Below are 15715 nucleotides of genomic sequence, written 5' to 3' on the forward strand. Positions count from 1 at the left end.
GGCGCCTGTGGCTCCGGTGGCTCCGGTGGCGCCCGTGGCACCGGTGGCTCCGGTGGTGCCCGTTCCGGTGGCGCCTGTGGCTCCGGTCGCTCCGGTCGCGCCCGTGGCGCCCGTGGCTCCGGTAGCGCCGGTCGCGCCAGTGACACCCGCTCCGGTGGCACCCGTGGCACCCGTGGCACCCGTGGCACCCGTGGCTCCGGTGTGTCCGGTGGCGCCGGTGGCGCCGGTGGCTCCAGTGGCTCCAGTGGCTCCGGTGTGTCCGGTGGCGCCGGTGGCTCCGGTGTGTCCGGGCTTGCCCTTCTCACCCTTGGGACCCCTGGGCCCCCGGTCGCCCTTCTCGCCCTTGGGGCCCCTGGGCCCCCGGTCGCCCTTCTCGCCCTTGGGACCCCTCGGACCCGTCGGACCGGTGGGACCCGTCGGCCCCTTGCAGCCGCCGTTGCCGCCCCCCATCTCCTCGTCCTCGGCCGCGGTCTCGTCCGGCAGCGACCTGTGGTCGGACTTGCACTTGTCGCCGCCGAGGCTGACCGACGTCCTCTGGGAGTCGGTGACGTTGTTGGCCGCCGCGACCGACGGGCCGGCCACGCTGGCCGCCATCACGAGGGTGAGGGAGGCGAGCATGCCCGCCTTTCTGAACCGCATCCGGGCCACGGGCCCGAGACGCGAGGGGGTCCTGTGCTCAGGACTCATCAGTGCGCTCCTTGTGTCAACCGGTTCGGGTGATCCACCGAACTCGGGTGCGAGCTTGACGGTGTCCTGACGGCCCGACGCGCACCGGCGGACGAGACGCGCCTTTTTACGTTGAATCGGACTAATCCCATGCGTGCGGATGGGGCACTGTTTGCCCGCGGTCACTCGTCCGGCCTGGAACGCGGCCGTTCGGGGAGCGTTGCGGGCCGTCTCCGCGTGGAGCGACGGCGGGGTGCGGCGGCTGTGTCACGTTGACGTCCACAGGGAGGCGGGAGCGGACGGACCCGCACGGAGACGGACAGGTGAAGCCGTGAAGCAGCAGACCCTCTGCCTTTGCATGATCGTCAAGAACGAGGCCCGGGTGATCGAACGGTGTCTGGGCTCCGTACGTCATCTGATCGACACCTGGGTGATCTCCGACACCGGTTCCACGGACGGCACCCAGGAACTGATCCGCAAGGTGCTGGACGGCATCCCCGGCGAACTCCGCGAGGAGCCCTGGGTCGACTTCGGGCACAACCGGACCGCGAACATCCGGCACGCCCGCGGCAGGGCCGACTACATCCTCACCCTCGACGCCGACCACGTGATGCGCCAGGACGCCCCGCTGCCCCGGCTGACGGCGGGCTCGTACATGCTGCGCTACGACACCCCCGGCACCCAGCACCGGTTCAAGCACCTCATGCGGGGCGACTGGGCCTGGCGGTACGAGGGGGTCACCCACGAGTACCCGTGCACCGACGAGCCCGACCGGCAGGAGAACCTCGACGCGCTGGTGATCGAGGACCACGCCGACGGCGGCTGCCGCAGCGACAAGTTCGAGCGCGACGCCCGACTGCTGCGGGCCGAGCTCGAGCGCGACCCCGGCAACTCGCGCACCGTCTTCTACCTGGCCAACACCGAACGGGACCGCGGGCGGAGCGAGGAGGCGATCGCCCTGTACGAGCGGCGGGCCGCCATGGGGGGCTGGGCCGAGGAGGTCTACTGCTCGCTCCTGGAGGCCGGCCAGCTCCGGGCGGAGCGCACCGACGACTGGCCGGGCGCGATCGACACCTTCTCCCGCGCCTGGGAATCCCGCCCCCAACGTCTCGAAGCCTGCTACGAGTTGGCGTCACGGCTGCGCCTGAAGGGCCGTTACCGCACCGCCCACGCCCTGCTCTGCCAGGTCGTCGGCCGACCGGAGCCGGACGACCTGCTCTTCACCAGGTCCTGGGTGTACCGCTGGGGCCTGCTCTTCGAGTTCTCCATCACGGCCTACTGGGTGGGCGAGTACGCCGACTCCGTCCGGGCCTGCGACCGGCTGCTCGCGATGCCGGACCTGCCCCGGGCCATCCGCGACCAGACGGAGATCAACCGGGGTTTCGCCGCCGCGCACGTCGTCGCCGTACCCGCGCCCGCCTCCGCGCGCGGACCCAAGGCCGCGCGCGCCGGGAAGGCCGCCCGGCGCAGGTGATACGCGGGGAGCCGCCCCGTTCCGTCCGGACCCGTCCGGACTCGTCCGGTACGCAGGGCCGTGCGACGGCATCCGTACGGGCCTCTCGTGCGTCTGTACGGGCATGGAGCTGGAGAAACCGTCCGCGCGCGGGGTGCCGCAGCGGCAGCAGGACCCCGAGGGCTGCCTCGTCGTGGCGATCCGCATCCCGGTGCGGATCGTCGCGCTCGTGCTGGTCCTGCCGGTGCGGATGGCGTGGGACGCGCTCGTCGTGGGCGGGCGCTTCCTTCGGCGCACCGTCCTGCGGCCGCTCGGCCAGGCACTGCTGTGGGTGGGCCGGATGTTGTTCGTGTGGCCGGCGGTGGGGTTGTGGCGGTATGTCGTCGTACCCGTCGCCGCCGGGTTCGCCTGGGCCGGGAACCTGCTCGCCGCCGGGCTCGCCCGGCTCGGGAACCTGCTCGCGGTCTCGCTCGGCTGGCTGGGCAGGACGTTCGTCGTCGGGCCGGCCCTGTGGTGTCACCGGTACCTGCTGACGCCGATGGGCCGTGCGCTCGTCGGACTGCTGCGGGGGATCGGCGCGGGGGCGGCCTGGGTGTACGCGAAGGCGCTGACCCCGGCCGGACGCGCGGCGGTGTGGGTGCTGCGGGGGGCCGGGCTCGTGCTGGCCGGCCTCGCGGCCGGGGTGGGCGCGGGCGCGGTGTGGCTCGTGCGGTACCTGGTCGTCGTACCCGCGGTGTGGACATACAGGTGGATCCTCGCCCCGGTGGGGCGGGGGGCCGCCTGGCTGGCGGGCGCGGTCGTCGCCGGGGCGGGGTTCTGCCTGTACTGGATCGCCCGGGTGCTGCTCGTGCTGCCCGCCCTCGCCCTGTGGCGATGGGTGCTCGGTCCGCTCGGCCGGTTCCTCGCCGTCGTCGCCCGCGAGGTCGGGGACGCCCTCGAGCACGCCTGGCGGATCGCCGGACACGTCTCCCTCGCCGTCGGGCGGCTGCTCGGCACCCTCTTCCGGTGGATCTTCGTGGAGCCGGTCCGCCGGGTGTACCGGGCGGTGCTGACCCCGGTCGGGCACTTCGTCCGGGACGCCGTGCTGCGGCCCGCCGCCGCGGCCGCGCGCGAGGTCGGGCGCGCCGTCCGGCAGACGTACGCCGCCGTCCGCGAACCGGTGCGCCAGGCGCTGGCCGCCGCCCGTGACTCGGTACGGCAGACCCGCGCCGACGTCCGGCGGGCGCTCTTCGGCGAGCCCCGGCGGCCGGAGGCGATGCCCCGGCGGGAACCCTCGGGCCGCGAGACACGTACTCTTGGTAGCAGTACGACGGCTCTCACGAAGGACTGAACGACACTGGGCAAGCGACAGCCCGAAGGCCCGCCGCCCGCACCCGCGGTGCAGCGCATCCGACTGCGCTACACCAAGCGCGGCCGCCTCCGGTTCACCAGCCACCGTGACTTCCAGCGCGCCTTCGAGCGTGCGCTGCGCCGTGCCGAGGTGCCGATGGCGTACTCGGCCGGCTTCACGCCGCATCCGAAGGTGTCGTATGCCAATGCCGCACCCACCGGCACCGGCAGTGAGGCGGAGTACCTGGAGATCGCGCTCACCGCGACCCGCGATCCGCAGACGCTGCGCGCCCTCCTCGACGAGTCCCTGCCCGACGGGCTCGACATCGTCGACGCGGTCGAGGCGCGTACGTCGGGACTCGCCGACCGGCTGACGGCTTCCGTGTGGGAGCTGCGGCTCGACGGCGTGGAACCGGCGGACGCACAGCGTGCGGTCGAGGCCTTCACCTCGGCCGGGACCGTCGAGGTCCAGCGCATGGCCAAGAACGGCATGCGCACCTTCGACGCGCGCCCGGCGGTCGCGAGCCTGGAGAGCGTGGAACCGCACGATGCACAGGCTGATAGGCCTACCGACCGGCCCTGTGCGATACTGCGGCTGGTTGTTCGGCACGTGACGCCTGCCGTACGACCCGACGACGTCCTGTCCGGTCTCCGCGCCGTGGCCGACCTGGCGCCGCCGGTCCCCGCAGCGGTGACCAGGCTGGCGCAGGGGCTGCTCGATGAAGAGACCGGCACGGTGACCGACCCGCTCGCGCCCGACCGCGAGGCAGCAGCGACCGAGCCCCCCACGGCCGGCGCCGTTGCCGCCGCGAAGGCGCCGCTGTAGGGAAGGTCCCGCGAAGGGACGGACGTCGTAGCGCCGCCCTCGTACTCGGGAGCCACCTGGGTCGGGCAGCGCACCGACCACAAGACTTTCGCCAGGCCGTACGCATTCGGCGTACGGAACCGGCGAGACAGGACACAGAGAGTTCCCGTGCGGCGCCCGCGCCCCGGACGGCGGCCCTTGCGCACTGCGCGAGCCGCGGACGTCAACGGCGATCGACATGGTCGACGCCGGACCAGGCGCGGCGCCCGGGAGCCTTGACGGGAGAAACGCCCGCATGCTCGAGCCGACCGAATCGACGGAGTCCGTGCAGGATTCCGCATCCGACACCCCCAGCGACACCCTGCCGCCGCGCCGCCGGCGCCGTGCGGCTTCCCGCCCGGCCGGTCCGCCGACCGCGGCGGCCGAGGTCGCCACGCCGGTCGTACCGGCCGTCGAGGCCGTGGAAGAAGCCGCAGAACCCGTGGCCGACGTGGCCAAGGACGAAGAAGCCGACGAGAACGCCGAGGTGGTCGTCGTGACGGCGGAGTCCGGGACCGAAGAGACCGCGGCCGAGGCCGCGCCCGCCCCCCGCGCCCGTCGTCGCGCGACGCGCCGTGCGTCCGCGCCCGCCGGAGCTCCGGCCGCCGCCGAGGCCGCCGAGACCGTCGTACCCGCCGCGGCCGAACCGGCCGCCGGGACCGCCGCGGCCGAGGCCGTGGAGCCCGCCGCGCCGGCCGAGGAGCCCGCGCCGCGCCGTGCCCGCCGCCGGGCCACGCGCAGCGTGACCGCGCCCGCCGGTTCCGCGTCGGCCGAGGAGATCGTGCAGCCGACCGCGCCGGTGACCGCCGCCGTCGAGGCCGAGCCCGAGGCCGAGGCCGAGGCCGAGGCGCAGCCGGAGCCCGTCGGCCGTACCCGCCGTCGTGCCACCCGCCGGGTGTCCGCGCCCGCCGAGGCGCCGGCCGCCGTCGAGCCGGCCGAGGCCGCGCCCGCCGCGGGGACCACCGCCCCGGCCGCCGAGGCCGTGGAGGTCGCCGAGCCGGAGTCCGCCGCCGACGAGGCCGCTCCGCGTCGGGCCCGCCGTCGTGCCACGCGCCGGGTGACCACTCCCGCCGAGAGCGCCGAGAGCGCCGAGACGTCTGTCGAGGCACCGGCCGGGACCGCGCCCGCCGCCGAGACTCCCGCCGCGCAGGCGCCGGCCGAGGAGGACGCGGGTCCGCGCCGTCGCCGCCGTGTCGTGCGCCAGGCCGCGATCGGGTTCTCCGAGCCCGCCAGGCCCAAGGCCGCCGAGTCCGACGCCCCGCGCCGGCCCGCCCGGCCCGCGGTCGCCGTGTTCCAGGCGCCCGTCTTCACCGAGCCGCGGTTCCAGACGCCCGAGCGGGCCGCCGCGCAGGCCGCCGCCGAGGCGGCCGAGGAGATCGCGCAGGCCGAGGAGGCCGAGGAGGCCGCCACCACGGCGCAGGCCGCGGAGCCGGCCGAGGCCCCCGCGTCCGCCGAGGAGCAGACCGGTCCGCGGCGCCGTCGCCGCCGCCGGGGCGCCGCCCCCGAGGAGCCCGAGGCCGCGCCGGCCACCGGCGTCACCGCCCGGGACGACAGTGTCGAGGCCGACGAGGCCGACGAGACCGCGGAGAGCGACGAGGCCGAGGCCGAAGGAGTCGAGGAGAGCTACGAGGGCGACGAGACCGAGGAGACCGGCTCGCGCCGTCGCCGTCGGCGCGGCGGACGTCGCCGTCGCCGTGGCGAGCCCGGGGACGCCGACAGCGACGAGCTCGCCGCCGAACAGGCCGAGCAGGACGCCGAGGACACCGCCGAGCAGGCCGAGGAGGACGCCGAGGAGGAGGCCGAGGACGCCCACGACGAGGAGGCCGGCGGCTCCAGCTCCACCAGCCGTCGCCGCCGTCGCCGTCGTCGTCGCGCCGGTGACGCCTCGGCCGAGCCCGAGTCCGGCGAGAGCGACCCCGAGCGCACGGTCGTCAAGGTCCGCGAGCCCCGCAAGCCCGCCGAGCCGTCCGACGAGGTGCAGTCCATCAAGGGCTCGACCCGCCTGGAGGCCAAGAAGCAGCGCCGTCGGGAGGGCCGCGAGCAGGGCCGTCGACGCGTGCCGATCATCACCGAGGCCGAGTTCCTGGCCCGCCGTGAGGCCGTCGAGCGCGTGATGGTCGTCCGCCAGAGCGGCGAGCGCACCCAGATCGGCGTCCTCGAGGACAACGTGCTCGTCGAGCACTACGTCAACAAGGAGCAGGCCACCTCGTACGTCGGCAACGTCTACCTGGGCAAGGTCCAGAACGTGCTGCCGTCGATGGAGGCCGCCTTCATCGACATCGGCAAGGGCCGCAACGCGGTCCTGTACGCCGGTGAGGTCAACTTCGAGGCGCTCGGCATGGCCAACGGGCCGCGCCGCATCGAGGCCGCCCTGAAGTCCGGGCAGTCGGTCCTCGTCCAGGTGACGAAGGACCCGATCGGCCACAAGGGCGCCCGCCTCACCAGCCAGGTCTCCCTCCCTGGCCGCTACCTCGTGTACGTGCCCGAGGGCTCGATGACCGGTATCAGCCGCAAGCTGCCCGACACCGAGCGGGCCCGGCTGAAGACCATCCTCAAGAAGATCGTCCCCGAGGACGCGGGCGTCATCGTGCGCACCGCCGCCGAGGGCGCGAGCGAGGACGAGCTGCGCCGTGACGTCGAGCGGCTCCAGGCGCAGTGGGAGGAGATCCAGAAGAAGGCGAAGAGCGGCAACGCCCCGACCCTGCTGTACGGCGAGCCGGACATGACCGTCCGCGTCGTGCGCGACATCTTCAACGAGGACTTCTCCAAGGTCGTCGTCAGCGGCGACGACGCCTGGGGCACCATCCACGGCTACGTCTCGCACGTCGCGCCCGACCTGGCCGGACGGCTGTCGCGGTGGACCTCCGAGGTCGACGTCTTCGCCACCTACCGGATCGACGAGCAGCTCGCCAAGGCGCTGGACCGCAAGGTCTGGCTGCCCAGCGGCGGTTCGCTGGTGATCGACCGGACCGAGGCGATGGTCGTCGTCGACGTCAACACCGGCAAGTTCACCGGCCAGGGCGGCAACCTCGAGGAGACCGTCACCAGGAACAACCTGGAGGCGGCCGAGGAGATCGTGCGCCAGCTGCGGCTGCGCGACCTGGGCGGCATCATCGTCATCGACTTCATCGACATGGTCCTGGAGTCCAACCGCGATCTCGTCCTGCGGCGCCTGCTGGAGTGCCTGGGCCGGGACCGTACGAAGCACCAGGTCGCCGAGGTGACCTCGCTGGGGCTCGTGCAGATGACCCGCAAGCGGGTCGGCCAGGGCCTGCTGGAGTCCTTCTCCGAGACCTGTGTCCACTGCAACGGGCGCGGTGTCATCGTCCACATGGAGCAGCCGACCGCCCTCGGGGGCGGCGGCAAGCGCCGCAAGCGCGGACGTGGCGGTGACGGCCAGGGCCACGAGCACGAGCACGAGGCGGTCGCCTTCGAGGGCGTCGAGCAGGAGGCCGAGCAGGAGGCCGAGGCGGAGGTCGTCGCCGAGGTCGCCGAGCCGATCGCGCTGCCCGCGCCCGACTTCGCGCCCGACGAGGAGCTGTACAGCAGCATCGCCGAGGCGGAGGCCGCGGCCGGCCGTGGCCGTTCCCGGCGCCGGACCAGCCGGCGGGCCTCGGCCCCGGCCGGTGCACCGCGCGGCCGCAACGGGCGCGGCGCGGAGCCGAGGGCCGCGGAGCCGAAGCCGGAGGAGACCGAGGCCGAGTTCGCGGCCGTGGCCGAGTCCCCGGTGATGCCGGAGCCGGCCGCCGTCGCGCAGGCCGAGCCGGTCGCGGTGGAGGACCCGGTCGTCGGGTCCCCCGCCGCCGAGGCGCCGGCGGTCGAGGCCCCGGCCGTCGAGGAGGCCGCTCCCCAGGGGCGTACGCGTCGTCGTGCCACCCGCAAGGTGTCCGCGCCGGCCGGTTCGCCCGCCGGGGCGGAGGCCGCCGTGGTGACGGTCGCCGAGGCCGCGCCGCAGGAGGCTCCCGCGGAGCAGCCGGCCGCGCAGGCCGAGCCCGAGCCGCAGGCGCCCGCCGAGAGTGCCGCTCCGGCCCGTCCGCGGCGCCGTGCGGTGCGCAAGGCCACCGCCCCGACGGCGTCCGAGGAGGCGGCCGTGACGGTCGTCGCGTCGGCCCCGGCGGACGAGGCGCTCGTCGCCGAGGTCCCGGCCGCCGCGGAAGCCACCGCCGAGGCAGCCGTCGAGGCCGCCATGGAGGCCGCCGTGGAGGCGGGCGCGGAGGCCGAGGCGGAGGAGGCCGCGCAGGCGGCTCCGGCCAAGAAGGCGGCCGCCCGCAAGACGGCGAAGAAGGCCACGGCGAAGAAGGCCGCGACCAAGAAGACGGCGGCCAAGAAGACGGTCGCCAAGAAGACGGTCGCCAAGAAGGCCACGGCGAAGAAGGCCACGGCCGCCAAGACGACGGCGAAGAAGACCGCCGCCAAGAAGACGACGGTGGCGGCCGAGCAGTCCTCGCCGTCCGTCTCGGCGACGACGGAGGACTGACCCCGTAGCGCGTCGACGGAGCGCGGGACACCGAGACGGACGTCGGTGTCCCGCGCTCCTTCGTCGTCCATTGCGGTCGGAGGTCGTTCCGGTAACGCTTTGTGAATCCTGTGATGGATAGCACCTCAACCGCTGGTTTCCCTGTCGTAACCCTGAGGGAAAGATTTGCATCTCTGCTGGTAACGTGACAGTGGACTCGGCAGCTGGTGACATGTGGGCCGTAGACCACACGAGGTACCCCGGGGCTGGGCCTCGTGGGAGATGTTCGCCCTCGCAAGACAGGGCGAACGAACTTCCCAGGGATGCGGACGTGCCACGCTCGACACCGTCCCTTCCCGACCCGTGCACAAACGTGGTGCGCCCTAGAGGTCACTGATGAAGGAGGGGGAGTCGATGAGCGACGCCCAAGAGTTGATACCCGCCGCCAGGCCCGTGATCGGCGAGGCGGAGATCGAGGCCGCCGTACGCGTGCTGCGCAGCGGCCGCGTCGTGCAGGGCCCCGAAGTCGCGGCCTTCGAGGCGGAGTTCTCCGAGGTGGTGAGCAACCGCCACTGCGTCGCGGTCAACTCCGGCACCTCCGCGCTGCACCTGACGCTGCTCGCCCTCGGCCTCGGCCCCGGCGACGAGGTCATCGTCCCGTCGTTCTCCTTCGCGGCCTCCGCCAACGCGGTGCGGCTCGTCGGCGCCGACGTGGTCTTCGCCGACATCGAGGCCGACAGCTTCTGCCTGGACCCGGCCGCGGTCGAGGCGGCCATCACGCCGCGCACCGCCGCGATCATGCCGGTGCACCTCTACGGCCACCCCGCCGCCATGGACAAGATCATGGCCATCGCCGAGCGGCACGGCCTCGCCGTGGTCGAGGACGCCTGCCAGGCGCACGCGGCCGCCCTGAACGGAACGCCGGTCGGCGCCTTCGGCAACGCGGGCACGTTCAGCTTCTACCCGACCAAGAACATGCACAGCCTCGAAGGCGGCATGATCAGCACCGCCGACGCGGAGGTCGCCCGGACCCTGCGCCTGCTGCGCAACCAGGGCATGGAGCAGCGCTACGCCAACGAGATCGTCGGCGCCAACGTGCGCATGACGGACGTCTCCGCAGCCATCGGCCGGGTGCAGCTCACCCAGCTGCACGGCTGGACCGAGCAGCGCATCGCCAACGCCGCGTACCTCACCGAGCACATCAGCGCGCCGAACGTGGTGACGCCGAGCGTCGCCGAGGGCGCCCGCCACATCTTCCACCAGTACACCGTGCGCATCCGCGGCGACCGCGACGCCGCCATGGCGAGCCTGACCGAGGCCGGCATCGGCAACGCCGTGTACTACCCGACGCCGATCCACCGGCTGAAGCCGTACTGGGAGCCGGACCAGAAGGCCGGCCGAACCTGGGACCTGCCCGAGACGGAGCGCGCGGCCGCCGAGGTCGTCTCGCTGCCCGTCCACCCCGGTCTGTCCGCGGACCACCTGGAGCGCATCGTGTCCGCCGTCAACGCGCTGGGGGAGCAGCTGTGACCACCGAGCGCACCCTGCGGGCCGGACTGGTCGGCCTCGGCTCCATGGGCCGTCACCACGCCCGTGTCCTGGCCGGTCTGGAGGGCGTCGACTTCGTCGGCGTCGTCGACCCGATGGGCGACAAGTTCGGTGCCGCCCAGGGCGCTCCGGTCCTCGACACCGTCGAGCAGCTCATCGCCCTGGGCGTCGACTACGCCGTCGTGGCCTGCCCCACCGGTCTGCACGAGTCGGTCGGCATGCAGCTCGCCGAGGCCGGTGTCTGCGCGCTGATCGAGAAGCCCGTCGCCGACACCGTGGAGGGCGCGCGCCGTCTCGTCGAGGCGTTCGAGTCGCGCGGTCTGGTGGCCGGCGTCGGCCACATCGAGCGGTGCAACCCGGCGCTGCGTTCGCTGCGCGCCCGGCTGGAGGCCGGCGAGCTCGGCGACGTCTACCAGGTCGTCACCCGCCGCCAGGGCCCCTTCCCGCACCGCATCGCGGACGTCGGCGTGGTCAAGGACCTCGCCACCCACGACATCGACCTCACCGGCTGGGTGACCGGTCGCGAGTACGTCTCCATCGCCGCGCACACCGTCTCCAAGAGCGGTCGCGCGCACGAGGACATGGTCTCCGCGGTGGGCCGCCTGGACGACGGCACCATGGTCAACCACCTGGTCAACTGGCTGAGCCCGCTCAAGGAGCGCTTCACCTCGGTCACCGGCGAGCGCGGCTGCTTCATCGCCGACACCCTCACCGCCGACCTGACGTTCCACTCCAACGCCGCGATGGCGACGGAGTGGGAGGCCCTCCAGGCCTTCCGCGGCGTCTCCGAGGGCGACATGATCCGCTACGCCATCCCGAAGCGTGAGCCGCTCCTCGTCGAGCACGAGCTCTTCCGCGACGCGGTGCTCGGCAAGGCCGCCGACATCTGTACCCTGCGCCAGGGAACGCGGACGGTGGAGATCGCGGCGGCGGTGCTCGAGTCGGCGCTGGAGAACCGCAGCGTCTCGCTCGTCTCGGAGGACCTGGCCGTCCATGGCAGCTGAGCACGACACACCGGCGGAACCCCGCCGGGCGGGCACCGCGCCCGAGAGCTCCACCGTTTCGTGAGTCCTTCCTTCCAGCGCGCAGCCGCTCGACGGCTGATGGAGACCAGGAGCCGGAAAACATGAGTACCGCACCTGACGTCAGTGTGGTCGTCGCGGTCTACAACACGATGCCGTACCTGACGGAGTGCCTGAACTCCCTGATCGGGCAGAGCATCGGTCTGGAACGGCTGGAGATCGTGGCCGTCGACGACGGCTCCACCGACGACAGCGGCGCCGAGCTCGACCGCTTCGCGGAGCGGTACCCGGACACCGTCAAGGTGCTGCACCAGGCCAACTCGGGCGGCCCGGCGGCTCCCAGCAACCGCGCGCTGGACATCGCCACGGGCCGCTACGTCTACTTCATCGGCTCCGACGACTACCTCGGCAAGGAAGCCCTGGAGCGCATGGTGGCCTGCGCCGACAAGCACGGCTCGGACGTCGTCGTCGGCAAGATGGTCGGCACCAACGGGCGTTACGTCCACCAGGCGCTCTACAAGGAGAGCAACCCGGACGTCGGTCTGACCGACTCTGCCCTGCCGTGGACCCTGGCCAACACCAAGCTGTTCCGGCGCGACCTGGTGGAGCAGTACAAGCTGCGCTTCCCCGAGAACCTCCCGGTGGGCAGCGACCAGCCGTTCACCATCGAGGCGTGCGTGCGCGCCAAGAAGATCTCGGTGGTGGCCGACTACACCTGCTACTACGCGGTGAAGCGCGGCGACGCCAGCAACATCACCTACCGCGCCGACCATCTGGCGCGGCTGCGGTGCACGGCCGAGATCATGGACTTCACCGCCGGTCTCATCGAGGCGGGCCCGGAGCGCGACGCCGTGCTGCGCCGGCACTTCACCTGGGAGCTGGCCAAGCTCGTCCAGGACGACTTCCCGGCGCTGGAGCGCGAACTCCGGCGCGACATCTGCGCGGGCATCGCCCGGCTCGCCGACGCGTACTTCACCGACGGCATCCGCGACGCCATGGACGTCAAGCGCCGGGTGCGCATCGCCCTGGCCCGGGCCGGCGCGGTGGACGAACTGTGCGAGGCGATCACCTCGGAGAAGGAGAACGGCGCACCGCCGTTCGTCGTCGAGGGCGACCGTGCCTACGCCCGTTACGCGGGTTTCCGCAGCCCGCTGGTCGACGTGCCCGACCGGGTCTACGAACTCGTGGGCGAGGCGGTCCCCGGACGGCTGGCGAACGGCACCCGGCTGCTCGCCTCCGCGTGGGAGCAGACGGGCGAGCAGATCACCTACACCGCGTCGGTGCGGGTGCCCGTCCTCGGTGACGTGGACCACGCCGTCCTGCGGCTGGCCGAGGGCGCCATGCCCAAGTCGGCGGACAAGGCCGGGGCACGCAGACTGCCCGCCGGCCACAGCCTGCCGGAGACGGAGGGTACCCTCACCCGGGAGCCCGCCGAGGACGGCGCCGCCACCGTGCTGCACGCCCGCGTGCCGCTCCGGCAGCGCACCGTCAAGCGGGGCGTCCGGGTGTACCTGGACGTCGCCGGTTCGACGTACGAGATCCCTGTGAAGGGCAAGGGCGAGCCCATGCCGCTGGCACGCCGGTGGGGTTCCTATGCGGACCCGTACCGGGCGTCGGCCCTGGTGAACCCCAAGGGGCGTGTGGTGATCGACACGGCCCAGATGTACCCGCCGAGGAAGCCATTGCTGTCCCGGGTGAAGTCGGCCCTCGGCCGTCGTCTCAAGCCGGCCCTCGCCCGGCGACTGAAGTCCCGCCCCGGTTCCAAGAGGAAGTAACGACCGATCATGAACATCTGTGTAGTAGCGCTCGGCAAGATCGGGCTTCCGCTGGCCGTGCAGTTCGCGTCCAAGGGCCACCGGGTCATCGGCGCGGACGTCAACGAGAAGGTCGTCGAGCTCGTCAACGCCGGCATCGAGCCGTTCCCCGGCGAGCACGACCTCGACGTCAAGCTCAAGCAGGCCGTCGACGCCGGACTGCTGAGCGCGACCACGGACACCGCGTCCGCGGTCGCCGAGTCCGAGGCCGTCGTCGTGGTCGTCCCGCTGTTCGTGGACGCCGAGGGCACCCCGGACTTCGGCTGGATGGACGCGGCGACCAAGGCGATCGCCCAGGGCCTCAAGCCCGGCACGCTGGTCTCGTACGAGACGACCCTCCCGGTCGGCACCACCCGCACCCGCTGGGCGCCGATGCTGGCCGAGGGCTCGGGCCTGACCGCGGGCGAGGACTTCCACCTGGTCTTCTCGCCCGAGCGGGTCCTCACCGGCCGCGTCTTCGCCGACCTGCGCCGCTACCCCAAGCTGGTCGGCGGCGTCGACGAGGCGTCGGCGGCCCGAGGCGTCGCGTTCTACGAGCAGGTCCTCGACTTCGACGAGCGCGACGACCTCCCGCAGGCCAACGGCGTGTGGGACCTGGGCACGGCCGAGGCCTCCGAGCTCGCCAAGCTCGCCGAGACCACCTACCGTGACGTCAACATCGGTCTGGCGAACCAGTTCGCCCGGTTCGCCGACAGCAACGGCATCGACGTCAAGAAGGTCATCGAGGCCTGCAACTCGCAGCCGTACAGCCACATCCACCAGCCGGGCATCGCCGTCGGCGGCCACTGCATCCCGATCTACCCGCGGATGTACCTGTGGAACGACCCGGCCGCCACCGTCGTGCGCTCCGCCCGTGAGGCGAACGCCGCGATGCCGCAGTACGCCGTCGACCTGCTGGCCGCCGCGTACGGCGACCTGACCGGGGTGAACGTGCTCGTGCTGGGCGCGGCCTACCGCGGCGGCGTGAAGGAGACGGCGTTCTCGGGCGTCTTCCCGACGGTCGAGGCGCTCAAGGCGCGTGGCGCGGTCCCCTTCGTCTCGGACCCGATGTACACGGACGAGGAGCTGGCGGCGCACGGGCTGACCCCGCACGCCGGTGAGACGGTCACCGCCGCGATCCTGCAGGCCGACCACGCCGAGTACCGCACCCTGACCCCGGCCGACCTGCCGGACGTCACCGTTCTGGTGGACGGGCGCCGCACCACGGACCCGGAGGCCTGGAAGGGCGTCCGCCGGGTCGTCATCGGCGGCTGAAGAACCTGAACCGCGTCCTCTCCGTCCCGCCCGGTGCCGTCCTGTCCGCAGGCACCGGGCGGACGGGGAGGCAGAGCGCCCCGAGCCTGTGATTCCGTCCGTCCTCCACCGACCCGATCAGAAGAAGAGTGCCCAGTGAAAGTCATCAGCATCGTCGGTGCCCGCCCGCAATTGGTGAAGCTGGCGCCCATCGCGGCCGCGTTCGCCGAGACGGAGCACGAGCACGTCATCGTGCACACCGGGCAGCACTATGACGCCGACCTCTCCGACGTCTTCTTCCAGGGCCTCGGAATTCCCGACCCGGACATCCACCTCGGGGTGGGATCCGGGAGCCACGGAGCGCAGACGGGAGCCGTGCTGGCCGCCCTCGACCCGATCCTGGAGCGGGAGCAGCCCGACTGGGTCCTCGTCTACGGCGACACCAACTCCACGATCGCGGGCGCGCTTTCCGCCGTGAAGATGCACCTGCCGGTCGCGCACCTGGAGGCGGGCCTGCGTTCCTTCAACCGCCGTATGCCGGAGGAGCACAACCGGGTCCTCACCGACCACTGCGCCGATGTCCTGCTCGCCCCGACCGAGGAGGCCATGCGGCACCTCGGCGACGAGGGCCTGAAGGACCGCTCGGTGCTGGCGGGCGACGTCATGGTCGACATCTGCCTGCGCATCCGGGACGCCGTGCTCGCGGGCGAGCACGCGGCGCCGGCGCTTCCCGAGGGCATCGATCCCGAGAAGCCGTTCCTGCTGGCCACGATCCACCGTCCGGACAACACCGACGACCCCGGGCGGCTCGCCGCGATAGTCGACTCGCTCGCCGCGCTGCCGCTGCCGGTGGCGCTGCTGGCCCACCCGCGCCTGGTCGCCCGTGCCGAGCAGCACGGCATCGAGCTGGCGAAGGGCTCGGTCCACGTCGGCCGCCCGCTGCCCTACGCCGGTCTGGTCGCCGCGGTGCTGGCCTCCTCGGGCGTGGTCACCGACTCCGGCGGCCTGCAGAAGGAGGCGTTCCTGCTGGAGCGCGTCACGACCACGATCCGTCCGGAGACGGAGTGGGTCGAGACCGTCGAGACCGGCTGGAACACCCTCGTCCCCGACCCGCACGAGCTGCCGGCCGACCAGTGGGCCGCCACGGTGACCCGTCCCGGGCCGGCCGGGGACAAGGGCGCTCCGTACGGTGACGGCAGGGCCGCGCAGAACGTCGTCCGCATCCTCGCGGAACGGCAGCGCCCGGCCCGGACCGACGGCTGACCGGTCGCGTTCGGTCTTCATGGTGACCGGTGTCCGGGCCCGTCCGGACACCGGCGCACCACAAGGTCGTTGATAAAGTGGTGCATC

9 protein-coding genes and 1 pseudogene are annotated in these 15715 nt (G+C 72.9%); 9 read left to right on the top strand and 1 reads right to left on the bottom strand.

The window, feature by feature from the left end; translation table 11 throughout:
- A pseudogene (locus tag ACWC24_RS01520) lies at positions 1-687 on the bottom strand (collagen-like protein); the annotation flags it as partial.
- 337 nt (positions 688-1024) lie between these two features.
- Here ACWC24_RS01520 and ACWC24_RS01525 point away from each other — a divergent pair.
- The 9 genes from ACWC24_RS01525 to wecB all read left to right on the top strand — a co-directional run bounded on the left by ACWC24_RS01525 (position 1025) and on the right by wecB (position 15628).
- Positions 1025-2140, top strand: a complete 1116-nt coding sequence (locus ACWC24_RS01525; RefSeq protein ID WP_450660788.1) for a glycosyltransferase — start codon at positions 1025-1027, stop codon at positions 2138-2140.
- 103 nt (positions 2141-2243) lie between these two features.
- Complete coding sequence (locus ACWC24_RS01530; RefSeq protein WP_450660789.1) at positions 2244-3449, top strand: hypothetical protein; 1206 nt, start codon at positions 2244-2246, stop codon at positions 3447-3449.
- Positions 3450-3497: 48 nt separating this feature from the next.
- Complete coding sequence (locus ACWC24_RS01535) at positions 3498-4274, top strand: TIGR03936 family radical SAM-associated protein (protein ID WP_450660790.1); 777 nt, start codon at positions 3498-3500, stop codon at positions 4272-4274.
- A gap of 274 nt (positions 4275-4548) precedes the next feature.
- Positions 4549-8769 (top strand): Rne/Rng family ribonuclease, encoded by a 4221-nt coding sequence (locus ACWC24_RS01540; protein ID WP_450660791.1) that lies wholly within the window; start codon positions 4549-4551, stop codon positions 8767-8769.
- 393 nt (positions 8770-9162) lie between these two features.
- Positions 9163-10278 carry a DegT/DnrJ/EryC1/StrS family aminotransferase gene (locus tag ACWC24_RS01545; protein ID WP_450660792.1) on the top strand — a complete coding sequence of 372 codons (1116 nt, stop codon included), beginning with the start codon at positions 9163-9165 and terminating at the stop codon, positions 10276-10278.
- 44 nt (positions 10279-10322) lie between these two features.
- Positions 10323-11300, top strand: a complete 978-nt coding sequence (locus ACWC24_RS01550) for a Gfo/Idh/MocA family protein (protein WP_450661036.1) — start codon at positions 10323-10325, stop codon at positions 11298-11300.
- Positions 11301-11422: 122 nt separating this feature from the next.
- Entirely contained in the window at positions 11423-13093 is a 1671-nt protein-coding gene (locus ACWC24_RS01555) for a glycosyltransferase family 2 protein (RefSeq protein ID WP_450660793.1), read from the top strand.
- A 9-nt stretch (positions 13094-13102) separates the two neighbouring features.
- A complete protein-coding gene (locus tag ACWC24_RS01560) occupies positions 13103-14386 on the top strand; it encodes a nucleotide sugar dehydrogenase (protein WP_450660794.1) in 1284 nt (427 codons plus the stop codon).
- Positions 14387-14521: 135 nt separating this feature from the next.
- A complete protein-coding gene (gene wecB, locus ACWC24_RS01565; protein ID WP_450660795.1) occupies positions 14522-15628 on the top strand; it encodes a non-hydrolyzing UDP-N-acetylglucosamine 2-epimerase in 1107 nt (368 codons plus the stop codon).
- Positions 15629-15715: the final 87 nt, after the last annotated feature.

The organism is Streptomyces sp. NPDC001443 (assembly GCF_053597355.1).

Excerpts from the sequence above, each read along its gene's own strand:
- ACWC24_RS01525 (WP_450660788.1), top strand. The coding sequence starts at position 1,025 with ATGATCGTCAAGAACGAGGCCCGGGTGATCGAACGGTGTCTGGGCTCC.
- ACWC24_RS01530 (WP_450660789.1), top strand. The coding sequence starts at position 2,244 with ATGGAGCTGGAGAAACCGTCCGCGCGCGGGGTGCCGCAGCGGCAGCAG.
- ACWC24_RS01540 (WP_450660791.1), top strand. The coding sequence starts at position 4,549 with ATGCTCGAGCCGACCGAATCGACGGAGTCCGTGCAGGATTCCGCATCC.
- ACWC24_RS01545 (WP_450660792.1), top strand. The coding sequence starts at position 9,163 with ATGAGCGACGCCCAAGAGTTGATACCCGCCGCCAGGCCCGTGATCGGC.
- ACWC24_RS01550 (WP_450661036.1), top strand. The coding sequence starts at position 10,323 with ATGGGCCGTCACCACGCCCGTGTCCTGGCCGGTCTGGAGGGCGTCGAC.
- ACWC24_RS01555 (WP_450660793.1), top strand. The coding sequence starts at position 11,423 with ATGAGTACCGCACCTGACGTCAGTGTGGTCGTCGCGGTCTACAACACG.
- ACWC24_RS01560 (WP_450660794.1), top strand. The coding sequence starts at position 13,103 with ATGAACATCTGTGTAGTAGCGCTCGGCAAGATCGGGCTTCCGCTGGCC.